This window comes from Actinosynnema sp. CA-299493, from assembly GCF_050946825.1.
Lineage (GTDB): Bacteria > Actinomycetota > Actinomycetes > Mycobacteriales > Pseudonocardiaceae > Actinosynnema.
On record NZ_CP191993.1, the window covers coordinates 9,105,913 to 9,126,875 of the forward strand.

20 protein-coding genes and 1 pseudogene are annotated in these 20,963 nt (G+C 71.8%); 4 read left to right on the forward strand and 17 right to left on the reverse strand.

Annotated elements, in window-relative coordinates:
• Nucleotides 1–27 precede the first annotated feature (27 nt).
• The 12 genes from ACQPYE_RS39475 to ACQPYE_RS39530 all read right to left on the reverse strand — a co-directional run bounded on the left by ACQPYE_RS39475 (nt 28) and on the right by ACQPYE_RS39530 (nt 11,395).
• On the reverse strand, nt 28–780 hold the full coding sequence (locus tag ACQPYE_RS39475) for a potassium channel family protein (protein WP_498718193.1): 753 nt from the start codon (nt 778–780) through the stop codon (nt 28–30).
• 69 nt (nt 781–849) lie between these two features.
• Complete coding sequence (locus ACQPYE_RS39480) at nt 850–1,023, reverse strand: hypothetical protein (RefSeq protein ID WP_498718194.1); 174 nt, start codon at nt 1,021–1,023, stop codon at nt 850–852.
• A 67-nt stretch (nt 1,024–1,090) separates the two neighbouring features.
• Nucleotides 1,091–2,245 (reverse strand): pyridoxal phosphate-dependent aminotransferase, encoded by a 1,155-nt coding sequence (locus ACQPYE_RS39485; protein WP_498718195.1) that lies wholly within the window; start codon nt 2,243–2,245, stop codon nt 1,091–1,093.
• A gap of 624 nt (nt 2,246–2,869) precedes the next feature.
• The gene (locus ACQPYE_RS39490; RefSeq protein ID WP_498718196.1) at nt 2,870–3,400 is read right to left on the reverse strand and encodes an ESX secretion-associated protein EspG; all 531 of its coding nucleotides are present in this window, start codon (nt 3,398–3,400) and stop codon (nt 2,870–2,872) included.
• Nucleotides 3,401–3,505: 105 nt separating this feature from the next.
• Complete coding sequence (locus ACQPYE_RS39495; protein WP_498718197.1) at nt 3,506–4,273, reverse strand: ESX secretion-associated protein EspG; 768 nt, start codon at nt 4,271–4,273, stop codon at nt 3,506–3,508.
• A gap of 1 nt (nt 4,274) precedes the next feature.
• Nucleotides 4,275–5,549 (reverse strand): PPE domain-containing protein, encoded by a 1,275-nt coding sequence (locus tag ACQPYE_RS39500; protein ID WP_498718198.1) that lies wholly within the window; start codon nt 5,547–5,549, stop codon nt 4,275–4,277.
• Nucleotides 5,550–5,559: 10 nt separating this feature from the next.
• On the reverse strand, nt 5,560–6,162 hold the full coding sequence (locus ACQPYE_RS39505; RefSeq protein WP_498718199.1) for a DUF3558 domain-containing protein: 603 nt from the start codon (nt 6,160–6,162) through the stop codon (nt 5,560–5,562).
• On the reverse strand, nt 6,152–6,604 hold the full coding sequence (locus ACQPYE_RS39510; RefSeq protein WP_498718200.1) for a hypothetical protein: 453 nt from the start codon (nt 6,602–6,604) through the stop codon (nt 6,152–6,154). The genes ACQPYE_RS39505 and ACQPYE_RS39510 overlap by 11 nt, the downstream gene beginning before the upstream one ends.
• A 148-nt stretch (nt 6,605–6,752) precedes the next feature.
• Nucleotides 6,753–8,009, reverse strand: coding sequence for a phosphoribosylamine--glycine ligase (gene purD / locus ACQPYE_RS39515; protein ID WP_498718201.1), 1,257 nt, complete (start codon nt 8,007–8,009; stop codon nt 6,753–6,755).
• Nucleotides 8,010–8,037: 28 nt separating this feature from the next.
• Complete coding sequence (locus ACQPYE_RS39520) at nt 8,038–9,030, reverse strand: TAXI family TRAP transporter solute-binding subunit (RefSeq protein ID WP_498718202.1); 993 nt, start codon at nt 9,028–9,030, stop codon at nt 8,038–8,040.
• On the reverse strand, nt 9,011–11,008 hold the full coding sequence (locus ACQPYE_RS39525) for a TRAP transporter permease (protein ID WP_498718203.1): 1,998 nt from the start codon (nt 11,006–11,008) through the stop codon (nt 9,011–9,013). Before ACQPYE_RS39525 ends, ACQPYE_RS39520 begins: the two co-directional genes overlap by 20 nt.
• Before the next feature lie 126 nt (nt 11,009–11,134).
• Nucleotides 11,135–11,395, reverse strand: a complete 261-nt coding sequence (locus ACQPYE_RS39530; RefSeq protein ID WP_498718204.1) for a UBP-type zinc finger domain-containing protein — start codon at nt 11,393–11,395, stop codon at nt 11,135–11,137.
• A 28-nt stretch (nt 11,396–11,423) separates the two neighbouring features.
• On the opposite strand from ACQPYE_RS39530, the gene ACQPYE_RS39535 reads away from it, so the two are divergent.
• The gene (locus ACQPYE_RS39535) at nt 11,424–12,974 is read left to right on the forward strand and encodes a Na+/H+ antiporter (RefSeq protein ID WP_498718205.1); all 1,551 of its coding nucleotides are present in this window, start codon (nt 11,424–11,426) and stop codon (nt 12,972–12,974) included.
• Between the two features lie 138 nt (nt 12,975–13,112).
• Nucleotides 13,113–14,216, forward strand: a complete 1,104-nt coding sequence (locus ACQPYE_RS39540; RefSeq protein WP_498718206.1) for a glycerophosphodiester phosphodiesterase — start codon at nt 13,113–13,115, stop codon at nt 14,214–14,216.
• Nucleotides 14,217–14,340: 124 nt separating this feature from the next.
• Here the strand turns inward: ACQPYE_RS39540 and ACQPYE_RS39545 are convergent, their stop codons facing one another.
• The 5 genes and pseudogenes from ACQPYE_RS39545 to ACQPYE_RS39565 all read right to left on the reverse strand — a co-directional run bounded on the left by ACQPYE_RS39545 (nt 14,341) and on the right by ACQPYE_RS39565 (nt 19,425).
• On the reverse strand, nt 14,341–15,543 hold the full coding sequence (locus tag ACQPYE_RS39545) for an LLM class flavin-dependent oxidoreductase (RefSeq protein ID WP_498718207.1): 1,203 nt from the start codon (nt 15,541–15,543) through the stop codon (nt 14,341–14,343).
• The gene (locus ACQPYE_RS39550) at nt 15,540–16,493 is read right to left on the reverse strand and encodes an ABC transporter substrate-binding protein (RefSeq protein ID WP_498718208.1); all 954 of its coding nucleotides are present in this window, start codon (nt 16,491–16,493) and stop codon (nt 15,540–15,542) included. The genes ACQPYE_RS39545 and ACQPYE_RS39550 overlap by 4 nt, the downstream gene beginning before the upstream one ends.
• Entirely contained in the window at nt 16,477–17,178 is a 702-nt protein-coding gene (locus ACQPYE_RS39555; RefSeq protein ID WP_498718209.1) for an ABC transporter ATP-binding protein, read from the reverse strand. The genes ACQPYE_RS39550 and ACQPYE_RS39555 overlap by 17 nt, the downstream gene beginning before the upstream one ends.
• Nucleotides 17,163–17,986, reverse strand: a pseudogene (locus ACQPYE_RS39560) (ABC transporter permease). The gene ACQPYE_RS39555 and the pseudogene ACQPYE_RS39560 overlap by 16 nt, the downstream one beginning before the upstream one ends.
• 152 nt (nt 17,987–18,138) lie before the next feature.
• The gene (locus ACQPYE_RS39565; protein WP_498718210.1) at nt 18,139–19,425 is read right to left on the reverse strand and encodes an adenylosuccinate synthase; all 1,287 of its coding nucleotides are present in this window, start codon (nt 19,423–19,425) and stop codon (nt 18,139–18,141) included.
• Nucleotides 19,426–19,520: 95 nt separating this feature from the next.
• On the opposite strand from ACQPYE_RS39565, the gene ACQPYE_RS39570 reads away from it, so the two are divergent.
• Both ACQPYE_RS39570 and ACQPYE_RS39575 read left to right on the forward strand, forming a co-directional pair.
• The gene (locus ACQPYE_RS39570; RefSeq protein WP_498718211.1) at nt 19,521–20,192 is read left to right on the forward strand and encodes a hypothetical protein; all 672 of its coding nucleotides are present in this window, start codon (nt 19,521–19,523) and stop codon (nt 20,190–20,192) included.
• A 108-nt stretch (nt 20,193–20,300) separates the two neighbouring features.
• Nucleotides 20,301–20,960, forward strand: coding sequence for an HNH endonuclease family protein (locus ACQPYE_RS39575; protein WP_498718212.1), 660 nt, complete (start codon nt 20,301–20,303; stop codon nt 20,958–20,960).
• Nucleotides 20,961–20,963: the final 3 nt, after the last annotated feature.

A 20,963-nucleotide genomic window follows, 5' to 3' on the forward strand; every position in this document is an offset into this window, starting at 1 on the left:
GCGGTCGGGTTGTCAGCGGCCGGGTCGTCAGCGGCCGGGGTCGGACCTCGCCGCGCGCAGCTCCTCGCGCAGTTCGGCCAGCTCCGCCCGGACCAGGCGGAGCTCGGCCGCCGTCGCCTGCTCGGCCTCCGCCACCGAGCCCTCGACGCCGCTGAGCCGTTCGACCAGCCAGGACGCGATCGTGCCGGTGATGACACCCAGCAGGGCGATGCCGCCGATCATCAGCAGGGCGGCGACCAGGCGTCCCTCCCAGGTCACGGGGTAGCGGTCGCCGTAACCGACGGTGGAGATCGTGGTGAGCGTCCACCACGCGGCGTCACCGAAGGTGGTGATGGAGGCGTCCGGGTGGTCGCGTTCCGCGTCCAGCACGGCCAGTGAGGCGCACAGGCCGACCAGGAAGGTGACACCCGCGGCGTAGACGCCGACGCGTTGCCGGAACCTGCCCGCGAACCGCTTGTTGAGCACCCTGAGGACGCTGATCAGCCGCAGCACGCGCAGCTGGCGGACCATCGGCAGCAGGACCACGAGCAGGTCGAACAGGTGGGTGACGACGAACCTGCGCTTGTCGACGGCGAGCTTGAGGCGCACGGCGTAGTCCACCGCGAAGACCAGCCAGATCAGCCAGAGGACGACTTCCAGCACGGCGTGCACGCCGGGGGTCGAGCGGCCGTCGAGGACCTGCCAGGCGTAGACCACCACGAAGAGGACCGCCAGGCCCGTCAGCGGCCACTCGGCGCGGCTCTCCCACCGGGCGAGGCGTCGTTCATCGGTCTCGAACACCGACCCATGGTGCGGGTCCGGTCGGCGTTTTACCAGCTCGTGGGGTCGATCAGGAGGTTCGGGGCGGGCTCAGGGCCCCTTGATGCCCTTCGGGCGCTTGCTGCTCTTGATGGCGCCGTACGCGGCCGTGCCCAGGAACAGCACGCCACCGATCACCGCGAGCCAGAAGACGCCCTCGATCACCGCGCCGAGCACGGTGATCACGAGCCAGGCCGCGAGCAGCCACACGATTATCCGGACCATGTCATCCGAACGACTGAACCACCTGATCAGTTCCCCACCCCGGCCCGGATCAGGAGTACAACTGTCATCATGATGACGACAACCAAGCACCCAATCGCCGCAACGCCTCCTCGATGTCGGGGGCGGCCCCGGCGAAGGACATCCGGATGAACTCGTGCCCGCGCACGGGGTCGAAGTCGACCCCCGGCACGATCGCGACGCCCGTGTCGTCCAGGAGGCGGCGGCAGAAGTCCATCGAGTCGTCGGTGAGGTGCGAGACGTCGGCGTAGGCGTAGAAGGCGCCGTCGGCCGGGGCCACCTTGTCGATGCCGAAGTCGGCCAGGCCCTTGAGCAGCACGTCCCGGTTGAGGCGGTACCCCTCGACCAGTCGCTCGGTCTGCGCGTACGACTCGGGCTCGAACGCGGCGACGGCCGCGTGCTGGGCCAGCGCGGGCGGGCAGAGCGTGAGGTTACCCGTCAACCGGTCCACCGCCCGGCGCAGGTCGGGCGGCAGCAGCATCCACCCCAACCGCCAGCCGGTCATGGCGAACGCCTTGGAGAAGGAGTTGACCACGATGGAGTCACGGTAGGTCTGCCACGCGCTGGCGAGGGGCGCGCCGTAGCTGATGCCGTGGTAGATCTCGTCGCTGACGAGCCGCACGTCGTGCTCGGCGCACCAGGCCGAGAGGTCGGCCAACTCGTCGGGGGACAGCACGGTGCCGGTCGGGTTGGCCGGGCTGGCGACCACGAGCCCGGCGAGCGGACCGGCGTCGTCCAGCATCGCCACCGTGGGCTGGAACCGCGTCTCCGGGCCGCAGGGCAGTTCGACCACCTCGCACCCCAGCGCGGTGAGGATGTTGCGGTAGGCGGGGTAGCCGGGCCGGGCCAGCGCGACCCGGTCGCCGGCCTCGAAGGCGGCGAGGAACGCCAGCAGGAACCCGCCGGACGAGCCGGTGGTCACCACGACGTCGTCCGCCGAGACCTCCAGCCCGTACTGCCGGGAGTAGTGGCCGGTCAGCGCTTCCCGCAGCTCCAGGATGCCCAGCTGCTCGGTGTAGCCCAACGTCTGCTCGCGCAGGGCGCGGTGAGCGGCCTCCAGCACCGGCGTGGGCGCCGGACTGGACGGCTGCCCCGCCGCCAACGACACGACGTCCCCGACCACCCGCTGCCGCCGCGCCGCGGCCGACAACACCTCCATGACGTGGAAAGGAGGCACATCCGCACGTCCCGCGACACCGACCATGCCGGCCAGGTTAATCGAACGCCGACAAGATCCCGCAGGTCACCACTACTGCCACCACTCCACTACCGTCGCCGATCACTGCCCCACCACGCACCGCAGCCGCGTCCACACCCCCGCTGATCGACACACCGCGCGCCGAGGCCACCGCGTTCTGGTCCGCCACCCTCGGCGCGACCGAGGTCCCACCGACCTGGTCGAGTCCCAGTCCAATCCTGGCCGCGACCCTCGTCACCGACCCGCGCCCAGCCCCGACAACCACGCCACCGCCGGAACCCGAACCCGAGGGCGTCCACTCGATCGCCTTGCCCTGCGCGAGCGTGCCGGAGCCACCCCGTCCTCCACCCCGTCCTCCACCCCGTCCTCCACCGCGCCCGGAGCCACGGTCAGCGCGTCGGTCGGAGCATTTCCCGCTCTTGGTGAATCCCGCCCTGTGCGCGACAACCCCGTCGGCCGAACCGCCCCGCCACGCGCCGGCCGGGCGGTGTCGACCTTGCCCGCGAGCTGCGCCGACACCTACCCGCCGGACCGCGCCACGACCTCGGCACCCGTCACCCACCGCGCCGAATCACCCCGCTTGCGCGCTCACCGCGCTCCGGCACCGCCCCATCGCCTCGGCGTCGACCGTCATCGCTGGAATTCCTCCAGCAGAACGGTGATCCTCTTCCGCAGCACGTCGGGGTCGACCGGTCCGTGGAAGTCGACCACGTCCGCCGCGCGCCGGCGCCGCCCGCTCCGGTCGATCGCCGCGGCGCCGAACTGGCCGCGCAGGTCGGGTCGGCCGACCAGGCCGTCGGCGAGGCCCGGCAGCAACCCGACCAGCGCGGTGGCGAGGTCGTCGTCCACTTCCCGCACGGTGAGCAGGTCCCCGGTCAGCACGGCCAGCATCGAGCCCGAGCCGGTGGACGCGGCCAGCGCGCGCACCGCGGCCCTGCCCAGGCCCAGCCGCAGGTCCGCCGACCGCGGCGGATGGGCGATGAGCTTGAACGCCGCGCCGAGCCACGGGTCGAGCTCGCCGCCGCGTGCCAGTCCTTGGGCGGTGAGGTGGCTCCACGGCGCGGGGTCGTCCGGCACGTGCAGCACGATCGGCATGGCGCCGAGGTCGAGGTGTTCCCAGGCGGTGCGGAACGCGGTGGCGCTGAGGGTCGCTTTGGTCACCAGACGTCACTCCCGAATGACGGCGGGCATTGCTCCGGCCCCCCAGGCCCGCTCCGGGAACTGACGTCGCCGAGGACGCGCGGGTTCCGTGCCGGCGCGGGGAACTCAGACCTCCTGCACCAGCTCCCACACGCACCCGGCGAGCCGGGCGTTGTCGATCGGGGTGATCGTGCTCCAGTTGCGGCCGTCCGAGCTGGGTCGGACCTGGTGCAGGTACCGGCCGGACGGCGTGTCGTGCCAGGCGACCACGCGGCCCGCGCGCACGGGCGGGCCGCCGGGCCGGGCGCGTTCGACGCCGAACTGGCCGCGGGTGCTCATCCCGTCGCACATGCCGGCCAGCTCCTGCGCCTCGTGCAGCGGCAACCCCTGCCGCTCCAGCGCCAGCACCAGCTTCTCCGCGTCCCGCCCGGACTCCTCGGCCGCCGCGCGCAGCACGTCGTTCGGCAGGCTGATCGACCGGCCGTACCCGGCGGGCATGTCGCCGGCGACGGACACCGCCGACTCGGCCAGCGCGCTGCCCCGTGACTCGATCAGCCACACCTCGTCGCCGTCGACCACGGCGAGGACGCCCTCGTCACCGGCCGCCGCCGCCAAGCCCTTGATCTTGCGGCGGTCGACCCAGATCCAGAGGTCGATCGACACCTGCGGGTTGGCCAGCAGCGCGAACGCGTCGGCCAGCTCAGGCATCAACCGCCGGTTCGCCGCCAGCCCGCGCTCGGCGAGCGAGGCCCACGCCTGCTCGACGAACACGGCGCGCTCGGTGTGCGTGATGCCCGGGCTCGGCACGTCCAGCGCGACGTTGCGCCGGGCAAGTCGCTCACCCTCCCACGCGACGTCGAACTCCAACGTGGACAGGACAACCGTGCCGCTCACTTCACTTCTTCTCGGACTCGTCGCCGATGACCGACTGCACGACCATCCGCTCGTCGCCGAACACGTCGTCGGAGTCGACGCCGTACTTGCGGACGTGCTCGCCGTCCTCCTCGCCCTCGCCGCCCTTGGCGCTGGCCGCCGGCTGCAACATCGAGGAACCCGCGCCGCCCCTGCCCGCGACGCCACCGGCCGCGCCACGACCGGGCACGCGCTCGTCGGGGTCGATGGCGCCGATCGTCGCGGAGATGCCGGACTTCCCGGTCAACGTGCCGGGCATCCCGGGCACACCGCCCTTGCCGCCGCCACCGCCGCCGGTCCCCTTGCCACCGGCGGGACCTTCGGGCGCCTTGCCGCCGCCGGGCATCGCCGGGGCGGTGTTGCGCACGACCCGCCCACCGCGCGCCTGCGTCGCCGCGAGCCCCAACCCGAGCCCGCCGGCCAACCCGAGCCCGAGCCCCAAGCCGAAGTTGGACCCACCCGGCTTGCCGCCCAACGCGGCCGGCGGCAGCACCGCCTGGCCACCGGGCGTGCTCGGCAACAACCCGGTCGAACCACCCGGCACCTGACCGGGCACCTGCGGCGGCAGACCGACCGTGCCGCCACCGGGCAGGTGACCGGACCCACCGGGAACGCCGCCCGGCACACCGCCGGCGATCCCGGGCGTGGTCCCACCGGGCAACCCGACCGAAGCGACCGGCGTGCTGACGCTGGACGTGGCCGTCACGTCGAACTGCGGCGGCTTGTTCATGCCCTGGTACTGGTTCAGCGCGTCCCGACTGGCCTCGGTGTACTGGTCGAGCCCCCGAATCGCCTGCTCCCGCGCCGCCTGCGTCTCCTTGACCTCTTTGGCGTGGTCGGTCTCGTGCCCGAAGAACCCGAGGAAGTCGTCACCGATGTGCGTCTCGGTGTCACCGCGCAACTTCTGCGGCTCGGGCATCCCGTTCCGGGTCTGGCTGTAGGACTCGCCCTGCACCCGCGTGGCCATGGAGTTCTGCCTGCCGGCCTCGTCCGCCTCGGTCGCGTAGTCGGCCATGACGGTGGTCTTCTCGCTCGCCTGGTCGCCGGCGGCGCCCTGCCAGTCGATGCCCAGCTTCTTCAGTTCCCGGCGCAGGGTCTCGTCCACCTCGCCGAGGCTGGCGGACAACTCGCGCAGCGTGTGCGAGGCGTCGCTGAACTTCTGCGCGGCGTCACCCGACTGGAACTGCTGGACGAGGGTGGCCAGCGCCTGGTTGTCGTAACCCTCGAACCGGAAGTCGGTGATGTCTCGGTACCCCATGGCTTCCCCCTCACACCAGAGTCGGCAAGGTGACGAGCGCCAGCTCAGCCGCCTTCTTCGCGTTCTGACACATCTTGTCCTGCGAGAACTCGTCACCGAGCGGGTTGAAGTCCACGAGCAGCTGCTGTCCGTCCGCGACGTCGACCGCGATGGAGCACAGGACGTCGTCCGTCCCGGAGAGCACCACCTGAGCAGCCGGGTAGCCGCTCACCTCGGTGCGCTCGACGTCGACGTTGCCGTTGCCCTGCCAGTGCTCGATCCCCTTGCTGGTCACCAGGCCGACGCCGTACCCGAATCGCGGGGAGCTGGTGCTGGAGTAGTCGCAGAGGGGGAACTTCCCGAGGCCGCTCAGCTCGGTCTCCTGCAGCTCCGGTTCCGCCACCGCCAGCTGCTTCATCTGATCGGCCGTCAACGCCTGGCAGGGGTCGAGCCCGTCGAGCTTGATCGCTTCCGGCCGGGAGGAACGCGTGGTGGTCGGCGCCTCGGAAGCGCTCGACGTCGACCCGTCACCGGAGCTCGGCCGCGGATCACCCGGTTCCTCGGCGGTGCAGCCGACCAGGAGGAGGCTCGCGGCGACGGCCAGCACCAGACCACCTCGGGGACTACTGCGCACCGGCTGCTCCAAAGGCCGAGGTGACCTCGTCCTCGGTGAACCCGTACTGGGTAGCGACGGCCCTCAACTGCACCACCAGCTCATCGAGGCTGTCGATGTACTGCCGCACCCGGCCGACGTAGGTGTCGTCACCATCGACCAACCGGGAGTTCCAGGCCGCGGCGATGCTCTCGTTGACGGGGTCCGTGCCGGGAGGCAGGTCCACCTGGAGAGGCCGTTCACTGCGCCGGAGGCTTCGTGCGAGCACCTCGGCCTGATCACTGATGATCTTGCCCGCCTGGAGCACGGTGTCCTTGCTGACCTGGAACCTCTGGCCCGACGCCGGGCCGGCGGCCATGGTGTCGCCCAGCCGCTTCTCCGCCGCGAAGATCTCACCGACCGCCCTGCCGACGGCTCCCCCCGCGGCGGCGACGGCTCCTAGTAGGCCGGTCTCCTGTTCCACGACGTCCTACCCCCGTACGGTCGGTAACGGATTGAACCCGGGTCGAGGCTACCAACGACCGCGTGAACCGGGTCTGAGGTTGGACGAAGAAACGTCCGGTCCGGTTCCCGCGGGTCGGCGGCGGTCGACCGTGAGGTCCGCGACCGGGTCAGGGGGCGGTGATCTCGCCGTTCGCCGCGCGCAGCGCGATGTCCGTGCGGTGGTGGGAGCCGGTCAGGTGGACGCCTTCCAGGCGGCGGTAGGCGTCGGTCCGGGCGTCGGCCAGGGTCTCGCCCGTGCCGACCACCGAGAGGACCCGGCCGCCGATCGAGACGACGGCGCCGTCCTCGCGGCGGCGGGTGCCCGCGTGCAGGACGCCCTCCCCCTCGGACCCGCTGATCACGTCCCCCGTGCGCGGCCGGCCGGGGTAGCCCTCGGCGGCGATCACGACGGTCACGGCGTGGCCCTCGGCCCAGTCCAGCTCCGGCGCGGACGCGAGGTCGCCGGTGGCGGCGGCGTGGAACAGGGCCGCCAGCGGGGTGCGGAGCAGCGCCAGGACGGCCTGGGTCTCCGGGTCGCCGAACCGGCAGTTGAACTCGATGACCTGCGGGCCGGTGGAGGTCAGGGCCAGGCCCGCGTACAGCAGGCCGGTGAACGGGGTGCCGCGGCGCGCCAGCTCGTCCACAACGGGCTGGACGCAGGTCGACACGATCGTGTCCACGAGGTCGGGCGCGGCCCAGGGCAGGGGCGAGTACGCGCCCATGCCGCCGGTGTTGGGGCCCGAGTCGCCGTCGCCGACGCGCTTGAAGTCCTGCGCGGGCAGCAGCGGCACCACGGTGGCGCCGTCCACCAGGCAGAACAGCGACACCTCCGGACCGTCGAGGAACGACTCCAGCAGCACCGGGTGGCCGTGGTCGAGCAACGTCATGGCGTGCGCGCGGGCCACGGCGCGGTCCGCGGTGACGACCACGCCCTTGCCCGCGGCCAGGCCGTCGTCCTTCACGACCCACCACGGGCCGAAGCGGGTCAGCGCCGAGTCGAGCCGAGCCGGGTTGTCGACGATCTCCGACACGGCGGTCGGCACGCCGGCGGCGGCCATGACGTCCTTCGCGAACGCCTTGGAGCCCTCGATCCGCGCCGCCGCGGCCGACGGGCCGAAGCAGGGGATCCCGATCGCGCGCACGGCGTCCGCCGCACCCGCCACCAGGGGCTGCTCCGGCCCGACCACGACCAGGTCGGCGTTCCACTCCTTGGCCAGGGCCGCCACGGCGTCCCCGTCGGTGACGTCGACCCCGTAGGTCTCGGCGACACCGGCGATGCCGGCGTTGCCCGGCGCGCAGGCCAACGCGATCACCGAAGGATCCCGCGACAAAGCGAGGACAAGGGCATGTTCACGGGCGCCAGACCCGATGACCAGGACACGCACGGTGCGGAAGCCTAGATGACCCGCCCGGTCAGTCGCCCAGTGCGTCCAGCGAGCCGGGGTGCAGCGGCACCGGGTCGGTCATCCCGGCCTGCTCCCGGCGGATGTCCTTCACCGCCGGGTGCACGGCCTCCAGGTCCGACTTCTTCTCGTGGATGAGCTTGGTCACGGCGCACGCGTCGCCCTCCGGGAAGTCCGCGCGCACGAGCAGGACGTTGGGCACGGCCACGGTCGGCACGTCCGCCGGCTGCCCGTAGGTCGCGGCCGGGATGACGCCCCGGTCGTACACCTCGTTGACCTTCTTCAACGCGTCCAGCTGCGGCGTGATGTCGATGAACTTGACCTTGTCCCGCAACGACGTGGTGATGTCGGTGATCTGCGCGGTGGGCAGGCCGCCGGACCAGACGAGGCCGTCGATGCTGCCGTCCTTCATCCCGTCCGCGGTCTTGGCCAGGTCGAGCCGCTGCGCCCGCACGTCGGTCTCCGGGTTCAGCCCGGCGGCGGTCAGCAGCCGCTGCGCGATCACCTCCGTGCCCGACTTGGGCGACCCGGTCGAGATCCGCTTGCCGCGCATGTCGGCCACCGAGTCGATCCCGGCGTCGGCCCTGACCAGCACCTGCGTGTAGTTCGGGTACAGCCTGGTCAGCGCCCGCACCTGCTGCGGCTTGCCGTCGAACGCGCCCTTGCCCGCGACCGCGTCCGCCGCCGTGTCGGCCAGCGAGAACGCCATGTCGTAGTCGCCCGCGACGAGCTGCTGGATGTTCTGCACCGACGCCCCGGTCTCCGCGGCGGTGGCCTTGAGCTTGGTGTTGTCGCTGATCAGCTTCGCCAGCCCGCCGCCGACGACGTAGTACACGCCGCCGGAGTTGCCGGTCGCGATGGTGATCCGACCGTCCGCCGCCTCGCAGGCGGCCCCGCCCGGGTCGCCGCTCGACGCGGCCGGTGTCTGCTTGCCGCCGCACCCGGCGGCGACGAGGCCGACCGAGAGCACGCCCGCGGCGACCTTAAGCGTCCAGCTGCGCATGCTGTTCCTCTCCCGAGTGGATCTTCCGGCGTAGGACGACGTGCACCGCGACCGCGGCCAGCAGGAAGCCGAGGCCGACGGCGATGGTGACGGGTTGCAGGTAGAGCAGGGCGACGGCGGCGGGCGCGCACAGCACGCGTTCCGGCCACCGCGCGCGGCCGAACATCCAGCCGCCGGTGAGCACGGCCAACGCCGCCACGCCCAGCGCGGAGACCACGAAGACCCACGCGCTGTCGAGGAACGACGTGCGCAGCAGCAGCCCGGCGCCGTTGTCGGTCAGCACGAACGCCAGCGGCACGAGGAACGCGGGCAGCGTGTACTTCCACGTCCGCCACATCGTCTTCATCACGTCGCCGCCGGTGATCGCGGCGGCGGCCACGGCGGCGAGCGCCGTCGGCGGCGTCACCTCGGACAGCACCGCGTAGTAGAAGATGAACATGGCGGCTTCCTCGGGCGCCACGCCCAGCTCGATCAGCGCGGGCCCGATGACCACCCACGAGATGATGAACGACGCCGTCACCGGCACGGCCAGGCCGAGCAGGCTCACCGCGACCGCCGCCAGCACCACCGTGACGAACAGCACCGCGGTCGGGTCGGACGAGATCGCGCCGGCCACGTCGACCAGCATCGACGCCAGCACCTGGCCGAGCCCGGTCTTGGTGATGGTGGACGTGATCACGCCCGCCGCCGCGCACACCGCGATCACCGGCAACGCCGACCGCACCCCGGACGACAGCGAGTCCGCCATCGCCCGCAGCCACGCCCGCACGTCGCCGCGCACGGCCGCCAGCGCGAACAGCGCCGCGACGCCGGTCGCGTAGACGACGGCGGAGAACACCGGGATGTCCAGGGCGAGGAACACCACGATCACCGCGAGCGACAGGAAGTGGTACCCGCCCCGCTTGAGCAGCGCCCACGGGCTCGGCGAGTCGATCTCCACCGGCTTCGCGCCGAACTTGCGCGCGTCGATCTCCACGGCCAGCGCGATGCCCAGGTAGTACAGCAGGGTCGGCAGGATCGCCCAGATCAGCACCTGGAGGTAGGACGTCTCCAGGAACTCGGCGATGATGAACGCCGCCGCGCCGAGCGTCGGCGGCGACAGGATCGCGCCGATGCCGGACGCGGCGAGCAGGCCGCCCGCGTTCTCCTTGGGGTAGCCCGCCTTCTCCAGCATCGGCCAGGTCACCGCGCCCAGCGACACGGTCGTCGCGGTGCCCGAGCCGGACACGGTGCCGAGCAGGAACCCGGCGGTGGCGGCGGTGCGGCCCGGCGCGGTGCGCGACTTGCGGAACGCGGAGAAGCTGATGTCCACGAAGAACGCGCCGGCGCCGGACGCGTTGAGCACCGAGCCGTAGATCGTGAACAGCACGATGTACGTGGCGGCGACGTCCAGCGGCGTCCCGTAGAACCCGGTCGCGTCGTTGTAGAAGCCGTTGACGATCTGCGAGAAGTCCACGCCGGCGTGCGAGATCGTCCAGGACGGCGGCAGGAACCCGCCGTAGTAGGCGAACGCGATGAACGCGACGCAGACGATCGGCAGCACCCAGCCGGTGGTCCGCCGGCACGCCTCCAGGATCAGCACCAGCAGCAGGGACCCGGCGACGACGTCGAGCGCGGTCAGCTGCCCCTGGCGGTCGAGGAACGCGTCGAACCCGCCGAACAGGGGGTACGCGCCCACCACGAACGCGCAGGTCGCCGCCACCCAGTCCACGACGCCGGGATCGTCGGCGCGGCCACGCCTGCCGCGCGGCCGGTAGCAGAGGAAGACCAGCGGCAGCGTGACCGCCAGGAAGATCACCAGGTAGTACTGGCCACCCTTGGCGAACGGCCAGAACACCTGCTTGAGCACGAGCAGCGCGATGGCGAGGCCCGCCACCCGCACGCCCAGCTCCCAGCGCCGGGACAAGGCGCGCGACGGGCGCTCCTCGTCGTGCTCGGCGATCAGTTCATCGACTTCGACCTGCGGCTTGGTCGGCACGCGCACCCCTTCGTGTCGCGCTGGGTGAAGCGCTCACGAAGCTACTTGTGTCGCCGGTCACAGCCATAGGGCAACCGTCTAAAGGGACTGTAAAGACCTGCCGGGCAGAGCGGGCACGGCCGCCGGTCACACGATCCGGGCGTCGACGTAGCACCACCGCCAGTCCTCCTCGGGCTCGAACGACCGCATCACCGGGTGCTCCGAGGCGTGGAAGTGCGCGGTCGCGTGCCGGCGCGGGCTGGAGTCGCAGCACGCGACGTGGCCACAGGACAGGCAGATCCGCAGGTGAGCCCAGTTGTGCTCGTCGTGGGCGAGGCAGTCGGCACAGCCCTCCGGGTTGTCCGGGGCGACGGATTCCGGGAGCTCTGAGACGTGAGGACAGGTCATACCGGTCATCATCACGCAAGATTGCGCCATGCACGGTCCGGAACTGCTCCTGCTGCTCGTCGGCGCGCTGCTCGTCACGGCGGCGGCGAAACGCCTCAACTGGTCGGCCCCGCTGGTGCTGGTGGGCGTCGGGCTCGCGGTCTCGTTCATCCCCGGCCTGCCGGAGTTCGCCCTCGAACCGGAGCTGATCCTGGTCCTGGTGCTGCCGCCGCTGCTGTACTCGGCCGCGCTGGACAGCTCCTACCACAACATCAGGGCGAACCTGAGGCCGATCGGCCTGCTCGCGGTGGGCCTGGTGCTGGCCACCACGACGGCCGTCGGCTGGGTCGCGCACCTGGTGCTGCCCGGGCTGTCGCTGCCCGCGGCGCTGGTGCTGGGCGCGGTGGTGGCGCCGCCGGACGCGGTCGCGGCGGTCGCGGTCGGCCGGCGGCTCAACCTGCCGCGCCGGACGATGACGCTGCTCACCGGCGAGAGCCTGATCAACGACGCGACCGCGCTGACGGCCTACAAGGTGGCCGTCGCGGCGGCGGCCGGCGCCGCCGCGACCTGGGTGGACGGCACCCGCACGTTCGTGGTCAGCGCCGGTGGCGGCGTGCTCGTCGGGTTGGCGATCGGCTGGGGCGTGCGCCGGATCCGCGACCGGCTCGACGACGGCGTGATGGAGAGCGCGCTCGGCATGCTGGTGCCGTTCGGCGCGTACATCTTCGCCGAGGAGCTGCACGCCTCCGGTGTGCTCGCGGTCGTCATCGCCGGGCTCTACATCGGGCACAACGCGCCCCGCAGCTCGTACTACACGCGGTTGCAGGACACGGCGGTGTGGCGGTCGGTGGACGTGCTGCTGGAGTCGTTCGTGTTCGCGTTGATCGGCTTGCAGCTCAACAGCGTGGTGCGGGACGTGGACATCACCGCCGGGCTGGTGTGGGCGGCGGTGGCCGTGCTGGCGGCGACGATCCTGGTGCGGTTCGCGTGGATGTACCCGGCCGCCTACCTGCCCCGGCTGCTGTCGAAGCGGATCCGGGAGCGCGAGCCCGCGCCGGGGTGGCGTGGCGTGACCGTGCTGTCGTGGGCCGGGATGCGCGGCGTGGTGTCGCTGGCCGCGGCGAGCGCGTTGCCGCTGGACCTGCCCGGGCGCGAGGTGATCGTGTTCTGCGCGTTCGTGGTCACCGTGGGCACGCTGCTCGTCCAGGGCCTGTCGCTGCCGTTCGTGATCCGCAAGCTCGGGTTCCACGGCGACGAGGAGCGGACCGACGCGCTGGCCGAGGCCCAGGTGCAGCACGCCGCCGCGCAGGCCGCCGTGCGCAAGCTGGACGAGATGATCGGCGACGACGACACGTCGAACGACGTGGTGGACCGGCTGCGGATCATGGCCGAGCACCGGGGCAACGCGGCGTGGGAGCGGCTGGGCAGGCAGGAGGACGAGAGCCCGGCCGCGTCCTACCGGCGGCTGCGGCGCACGATGCTGGAGGCCGAGCGGCAGGTGTTCGTCCAGGCGCGCGACGACGGGCGGATCGACGACGAGGTGCTGTTCCGGGTGCTCCGCGAACTCGACCTGGAGGAAGCGGCCATATCCAGGGAGTGACGAACACCGAACCACTCACCACGCGTTCACCGTGACGTGGCCGGCACTTCGCCCTAGCGTGTTCGGGACGTCGCGGTGCGCGACGAGGCTGCCGCGCGTCAGGAGTCTCCGGGCAGGAACCCTTTGGGGAGGTCGGCGATGGTGCGGACGAGGATCGTCGGGGTGGCGCTCGCGGCGCTCGCGGTGGCGGGGGCGGCGGTGCTGCCGTCGGCGTCGGCGAGCGGTGACGCGGAGGTGGCGTCGTCGCGCAGGGGGCCGCTGGTGATCGGCCACCGCGGCGCGTCGGGCTACCGGCCCGAGCACACGCTGGCCGCGTACGAGCTGGCCGCGCGGATGGGCGCCGACTACGTCGAGCCCGACCTGGTCGTGACCAAGGACGGCAAGCTGGTCGCCCGGCACGAGAACGAGATCGGCGGCACCACGGACGTGGCGGCGCGCCCGGAGTTCGCCGCGCGCAAGGCCACCAAGGTCATCGACGGCGCGTCGATCACCGGCTGGTTCACCGAGGACTTCACGCTCGCCGAGCTGAAGACGTTGCGGGCGGAGGAGCGCATCCCCGAGGTCCGGCCGCGCAACACCCTCTACGACGGCCGGTTCGAGGTGCCGACGCTGGAGGAGGTCGTCGACCTGTCCCGCCGGCTGACGCGCGAGCTCGGCCGCGACATCGGGATCTACCCGGAGACCAAGCACCCGACGTACTTCCAGGACATCGGCCTGCCGCTGGAGCCGCGCCTGGTCGACGTGCTGACGAAGGCGGGCCTGAACCGGCCCGGCGCGAAGGTGTACGTGCAGTCGTTCGAGGTGGCCAACCTCAAGCAGCTCAAGGGGAAGCTGCGGGTGCCGCTGGTGCAGCTGATCAACGGGTCGGGCGCGCCGTACGACTTCGTGAAGGCCGGCGACAAGCGCACCTACAGCGACCTCGTGACGCCGGAGGGGCTGCGCGAGATCCGCACGTACGCGTCCGGGATCGGCGCGGCGAAGGACCGGATCATCCCGCGTGACGCGGCGGGTTTCCTGCGCGAGCCGACCACCCTGGTGCGGGACGCCCACACGCGTGGCCTGATCGTGCACGCCTGGACGTTCCGCAACGAGAACACGTTCCTGCCGGCGGACTTCCGCAAGTCCACCGACCCGGCCGCGTACGGCGACGCGTTCGGCGAGTACGCGAAGTTCTACGCGACGGGCCTGGACGGCGTCTTCGCCGACAACCCCGACACCGCCGTGGAAGCCCGCAAGGGCTGACGCGCGCTCCCGTCGCTCCGGGGGTCCGGCTGGGTGACCACCCGGCCGGACCTCCGCGGCCGCACGACGATCGCCTGATCGTCGGAGGGATGCCCGCGCTCCGCGAGTGCGGGCACCCCCGTGATCAGGACCCGCCGTGCGCGGCTTCGCGAAGGTCCCCGCCAAGGGGAACCCTTGCTGTGATTCTACCGACGGGGTCCGACAATTCGGGGTGCTCGTGCGCCGACGGCCCCGCGAGCAGGCCGCGCCGGGCCAGGATCGGGAGGACGCCCTCGCCGAACCAGTAGGCCTCCTCCAGGTGCGGGTAGCCGGAGAGCACGAACTCCTCCACGCCGAGGTCGTGGTACTCCCCGATCAGGTCTGCCACCTCCTCGTGGCTGCCGACCAGCGCCGTGCCCGCGCCGCCGCGCACCAGCCCGACGCCCGCCCACAGCCCGGGGTGGACCTCCAGGCCGCGCACGCCCCGGCTGAGGTCGCCGCCGTGCAGCGCCACCATCCGCTGCTGACCCACCGACTGCGACGTCCGCAGCTGCTCCTGCGCCTTGGCCACCTGCTCGGGGTCCAGCGCCGCCAGCAACTTCTCCGCCTCCCGCCACGCCTCGGCGGACGTGTCGCGGCTGATCGTGTGCAGCCGCACGCCGAACCGGATCGGCCGGTCGCCCGCCAGCGCGCGCACCCGGCCGATCTTCTCGGCCACCTGCGCCGGCGGTTCGCCCCACGTCAGGTACACGTCGGCCCGCCGCGCCGCGACCGGCAGCGCCGCGTCCGACGACCCGCCGAAGTAGATCGGCGGCACGGGGTCCGGCGCGGCCATCACCGTCGCGCCCGCCACCCGGTAGTGCTCGCCGTCGAAGTCCACCGGCCGCCCCGACCACACCGCCCGCACCACGTGCAGGAACTCGTCGGTCCGCGCGTAGCGCTGGTCGTGGTCGAGCCAGTCGCCGAACCGGCGCTGCTCCACCTCGTCACCGCCGGTCACCACGTTCAGCAGCAGCCGCCCGCGCGAGATCCGCTGGTACGTCGCGGCCATCTGCGCGGCCAACGTCGGCGAGATCACCCCGGGCCGGAACGCCACCAGGAACTTCAACGTCGACGTCCGCGCGAGCAGCGCCGCCGTGGTCAGCCACGCGTCCTCGCACCACGTGCCGGTCGGCGTCAGCACGCCGGCGAACCCGTTGCGCTCGGCCGCCTGCGCGATCTGCGCCAGGTAGTCGACGTCCGGCTCGCGCAACGCCGCCGCGCCCGGCGACCGGTTGGCGTGGAAGCGCTCGACGACGGTCCGGCCGTCACCGGACGTGGGCAGGAACCAGTGCGGCACCACGCTCATGACAGCTCCTCCTGGAAACGGGTGTCCACGAACTTCCGGAAGTCCACCTTGCCCGGCAACGTGCCCTCCGCCGTGAACGCGTCGGCCAATTCCTGCTCGGACGCGATCACCGCGTCGTCCAGCGCCACCGGCAGGTCGCCGCCGCGCTCCACGGCCGCCCGCGCCACCTCGATCTTCAGCCCGGTCTCCGCGGCCCACGCCTTCGCCCACTCCTCGCGGTGCGTGTCGGCCCACCGCTGCGCCTGGCTGATCCGCTTCACGAACTCCTTGATCGCCTCGCTCTTGCCCGGCGACGCCAACGCCGCCCGACCGGCCACCTGGAACATGTAGCCGTTCGACTTGCCGCGCCCGTCGGTGAGCACCCGCGCGCCGGCCTCCTGCTCCGCCTGCGCCGTGTAGGGGTCCCAGACCGCCCACGCGTCCACCCGCCGCTGCGTGAACGCCGAGTACGCATCCGACGGCTGGAGGAAGTTGAGCGTGACGTCCTTGGTCGTCAGCCCGGCCGAGGCGAGCGTCAGCAGCACCTGGCCGTGCGCCGAGCTGCCCTTGGCCACCGCGATGCCGCGCCCCTTGAGGTCCTGCACCGTCCGCAACGGCGAGTCGGCGGGCACCAGCAGCGCGTCGCTCTCCACGTTGCCCTTCGCCGAGTACACCGCGGCGATCTTCGCGTTCGCCGCCGCCGCGAAGATCGGCGGCGTGTTGCCGACACCGCCGACGTCGATCGCGCCCGCCGACGCCGCCTCCAGCAACGGCGGACCGGACGTGAACGTGGACCACTCGATCTCGTGCGGGAAGTCGTCGAGCAGGCCGGCGGCCGTCAGCAGCGCCTTCGAACCGCCCTTCTGATCGCCCACCTTGAGAACCACCGGACCGTCTGCCGAGGACGACGACGTGCCGCAGCCCGACAGCGCCAGCACCCCGACCACCAACGCGCTAAGCAGCTTCGACATCGTCCACCCCCAGGTCCGACAGCACTTGCGACCGCAGGTCGGCGAACGACGCGCGGCGCCGCGGTCGCGGCAGGTCGACGCGGTGCTCGGCCACGATCCGACCCTCGTCCAGCACCACGACGCGGTCGGCCAGCAGCAGGGCCTCGTCCACGTCGTGGGTCACGAACAGCACGGCGGGCCCGTGCTCCCGCCACAACCGCTCCACCAGGTGGTGCATGGCGAGCCGGGTCAACGCGTCCAGCGCGCCGAACGGCTCGTCCAGCAGCAGCAGCTCCGGCTCTCGCACCAACGCCCGCGCCAACGACACGCGCTGCGCCTCGCCGCCGGACAACGTCAACGGCCACGCGTCGGCGTGGTCGGCGAGCCGGACCTCCGCCAGCGCCTTCGCCGCGACCGAGCGGCCGTCGACGCCCCTCAGCCCCAGCGAGATGTTGCGCCACACCCTCCGCCACGGCAGCAGCCGGGGCTGCTGGAACGCGACGGACACCCGTTCGGGCACCGAGAACGTCCCCTCGACGTCGGGGTCGAGCCCGGCCAGGACGCGCAGCAACGTCGACTTGCCGCACCCGCTGCGCCCCAGCAGGGCCACGAACTCGCCGTCCGCGACGTCCAGGTCGAGCCCGGCCAGCACCCGGCGCGGCCCGAAGTCCTTGACCAGTCCCCGGATCCTCACCGCGTCCGCCACCGCAGCACCCTCCGTTCCAGCGCGCGCACCAGGGCGTCCGTGGTCAGCCCGAGCAGCGCGTAGACCAGCAGGCCCACCACGACGACGTCGGTGCGCAGGAACTCGCGCGCGTTGTTGATCAGGTAGCCGATGCCGCGTCCGCGTTGATCTGCTCGCCGACGATGAGCGACAGCCACGCCGTGCCGAGCGCGATCCGCAGGCCCACCAGCGTCTGGGGCACCGCCGACGGCAGCACGACGTGCGCGACCCGGTCGAACCGCGAGTAGCCGAGCACGCGCGCGGCTTCCAGCAGCGCCGGGTCGGTCTGCCGGATGCCCGCGTGCAGGTTCAGGTACAGCGGGAACGCCACGCCGGCCGCGACCAGCGCCAGCTTCGGCTCCTCGCCGATGCCGAACCAGAGGATGAACAGCGGGATCAGGCCGAGGTGCGGCAGCGTGCGCAGCATCTGCACCGGCGGGTCGAGCAGCCGTTCACCCCAGCGGGACAGCCCCGACGCCAGGCCGAGGACGCCGCCGACGACCGCGCCCAGGGCGAACCCGACCGCGACGCGGCTCGACGACACCAGGAACGCGTCCACCAGCTGCCCGTCCACGATGAGCTCGTAGGCGGACCGGAACACCGTCGCGGGCGACGCGAGCTTGTCCGGCGGCAGCAGGCCCGTGCTGCTCGCGGCCTGCCACAGCAGCACCAGCCCGAGCGGGCTCAGCCACCGGCGCAGGTCGGGCCACTTGCGCTGCCTCGTGGCGGGTGCGCGCGCGGTGGCGACCGGATCAGGGCGCGCGAGGACACCCGCGGTGGAGATCGACACGGATTTCTCCCAGCGGACGGGGAACGTCGGACGCGCTGATCAGCACGTCCGAGTTTCGATATCCGGCCGGAACAAGTCAACGCGTCCCGAATTGTGAAAGTGCCTCCGATGCCGATTGCTTCGGCGTCGGAGGCACTTCTCGCCCGGTCGGGTCAGATGATCCGGTGCCGCACGATGGTCTGGTCGCGGCCGGGGCCGACGCCGATCGCGGACATCCGGGCGCCGGAGATCTGCTCCAGGTGCTCGACGTACGCGCGCGCGTTCGCGGGCAGCTCCTCGTACGTGCGGCAGTGGCTGATGTCCTCGAACCAGCCCGGCAGCTCCTCGTACACCGGCACGGCGTGGTGCACGTCGGTCTGCGACATCGGCATCTCGTCGACCCGCTCGCCGTCGATCGTGTAGCCGACGCAGACCGGCACCTTCTCCAGGCCGGACAGCACGTCCAGCTTGGTCAGGAAGTAGTCGGTGATGCCGTTGACGCGCGCCGCGTACCGGGCGATCACCGCGTCGAACCAGCCCGTGCGCCGGGACCGGCCGGTCGTGACGCCGAACTCGCCGCCGGTCTTGCGCAGGTGCTCGCCCATCTCGTCGTTCAGCTCGGTCGGGAACGGGCCCGAGCCCACGCGGGTCGTGTACGCCTTGAGGATGCCGATCACCGTGGTGATCCGCGTCGGCCCGATGCCCGAACCGGCGCTCGCGCCGCCCGAGGTCGGGTTCGACGACGTCACGAACGGGTAGGTGCCGTGGTCGACGTCGAGCAGGGTGCCCTGCGAGCCCTCCAGCAGCACCGTCTCGCCGCGCTCCAGCGCCTGGTTGAGCAGCAGGCGGGTGTCCGCGATCCGGGAGGTGAACTTGGTGCCGTGCTCCAGCACGCTGTCCACGACCTGCTCGGGGTCGAGCGCCTTGCGGTTGTAGACCTTGACCAGCACCTGGTTCTTGAAGTCGAGCGCGGCCTCGACCTTCTGCCGGAGGATCTTCTCGTCCAGCAGGTCCTGCGCGCGCACGCCGACGCGGGCGATCTTGTCCTGGTAGCACGGGCCGATGCCGCGACCGGTGGTGCCGATCTTGGCCTTGCCCAGGTACCGCTCGGTGACCTTATCGATCGCCACGTGGTACGGCATGATCAAGTGCGCGTCCGCGGAGATGAGCAGCTTGCTGGTGTCGACCCCCTGGGAGTCCAGGCCCGCCAACTCCTCGAGCAGCACGCCGGGGTCGACCACGACACCGTTGCCGATGACGCTGGTCACGCCAGGGGTGAGGATGCCGGAGGGGATCAGGTGCAGGGCGAACTTCTGGCCGTCGGGCAGCACCACGGTGTGCCCGGCGTTGTTGCCGCCCTGGTACCGGACCACCCACTGCACCCGGTCACCGAGCAGGTCGGTTGCCTTGCCCTTGCCCTCATCGCCCCACTGGGCACCGATCAGCACGACGGCCGGCATGTGAAACTCCAAGCGGTTGGACGGGTAAAGAGCCGAATGCCTGCGACGGCCGAGCCGTCAGTGGACGGCTGTTGAGGGTAGACCAGGAGATGAAGGTGCGCGGAATCGTGCTGGCCTGCGGAAACTCGCAGTCGCCAATGATCACGGACGGTGACCGTTTCGAGGTCCGCCGAGTGGCGGAACGGCCCGGAAAGGCCGAGGTGGACGCGGTTCTCGCCGATTCGGGTGACAAACGTCTCGTCGTGCACGGCACGGACGGCGACCTCAACGCGGTCGTGCTGCGGCTGCTGCGCACCGAACGGCTCGCCGACGTGCCGGTCGGGTACGTGCCCGTGGACCCGCGGTCCGAGGTGGCCGCGCTCTGGGGCCTGCCGACCGATCCGGGCCGCGCGCTCGACCTCGCCCTGTCGGGTGACCCCGACCGGGTGCCACTCGTCCGCGACGACGTCGGCGGCGTGCTCGTCGGCCTCGGCTCGCTCGGCCCGGTGCGCGGGGTCGGCTACGGGGACGACACGGTGGTGCTCCGGGGCCAGGCGTCCCGGCTGGAGGTGACCCCGGACCCGGAGGGCGGGCCGGGGCTGGTCGTCCGCGTCATCCACAAGCGGCTGTTCGGGCGGAAGGTGACCAGCACGCCGGCGCGCGCGTTCCAGCTCGGCTGCCTGCCGGTGCAGGTCGACTCGGACGGCGTCCCGCACCCGCGGCCGATGGGCAAGTGGACCTGGTACCGCCACACGGAGGACCTGCGGCTGATCCGCGGGATGCAGTGACGGAGGAATTTTCTCGGCCGCCATTCAGGCGTCACTCGAAAGCGTTGTAACGGACGGAGAATTGACCCAAGGTAATTCCGACAGCTTCCAACTAGGAAGGTCGGAATTATGTCAACGGTCAACAAAACCACGCGATTCACCGCATCCCCGCGACTTCCGGCTCTTTCCCTGCTCCTGGCTGGTGCGCTGGCGTTCGGCCTGGTCACCCCCGCCCAGGCGACGCCGCCCGACATCCCGAGCACGTCCACCGCCCTGGCGGAGCTGGCCGCGCTGAGGGTGGCCACCGAGGGGTCGACCAGCGGCTACTCGCGGGACCTGTTCCCGCACTGGAGCACCGTGTCGGGCGCCTGCAACACCCGCGAGACCGTGCTCAAGCGCGACGGCACGGGCGTGGTCACCGACTCCGCCTGCGCGGCCACGTCCGGCCGCTGGCACAGCCCGTACGACGGCGCGACGTGGACGGCGGCCTCCGACGTGGACATCGACCACGTCGTGCCGCTGGCCGAGGCGTGGCGCTCCGGCGCGTCGTCGTGGACCACGTCGCGGCGGCAGTCGTTCGCCAACGACCTGAGCGGCCCGCAGCTGATCGCCGTCACCGACAACGTCAACCAGGCCAAGGGCGACCAGGACCCGGCGCTCTGGAAGCCACCGCTGACCTCCTACTGGTGCACGTACGCGAAGATGTGGACGCACTCGAAGCACAAGTGGGGTTTGAGCGTGAACTCGACGGAGAAGTCTGCACTGCAAAGCATGCTGGGGAGGTGCTGACGA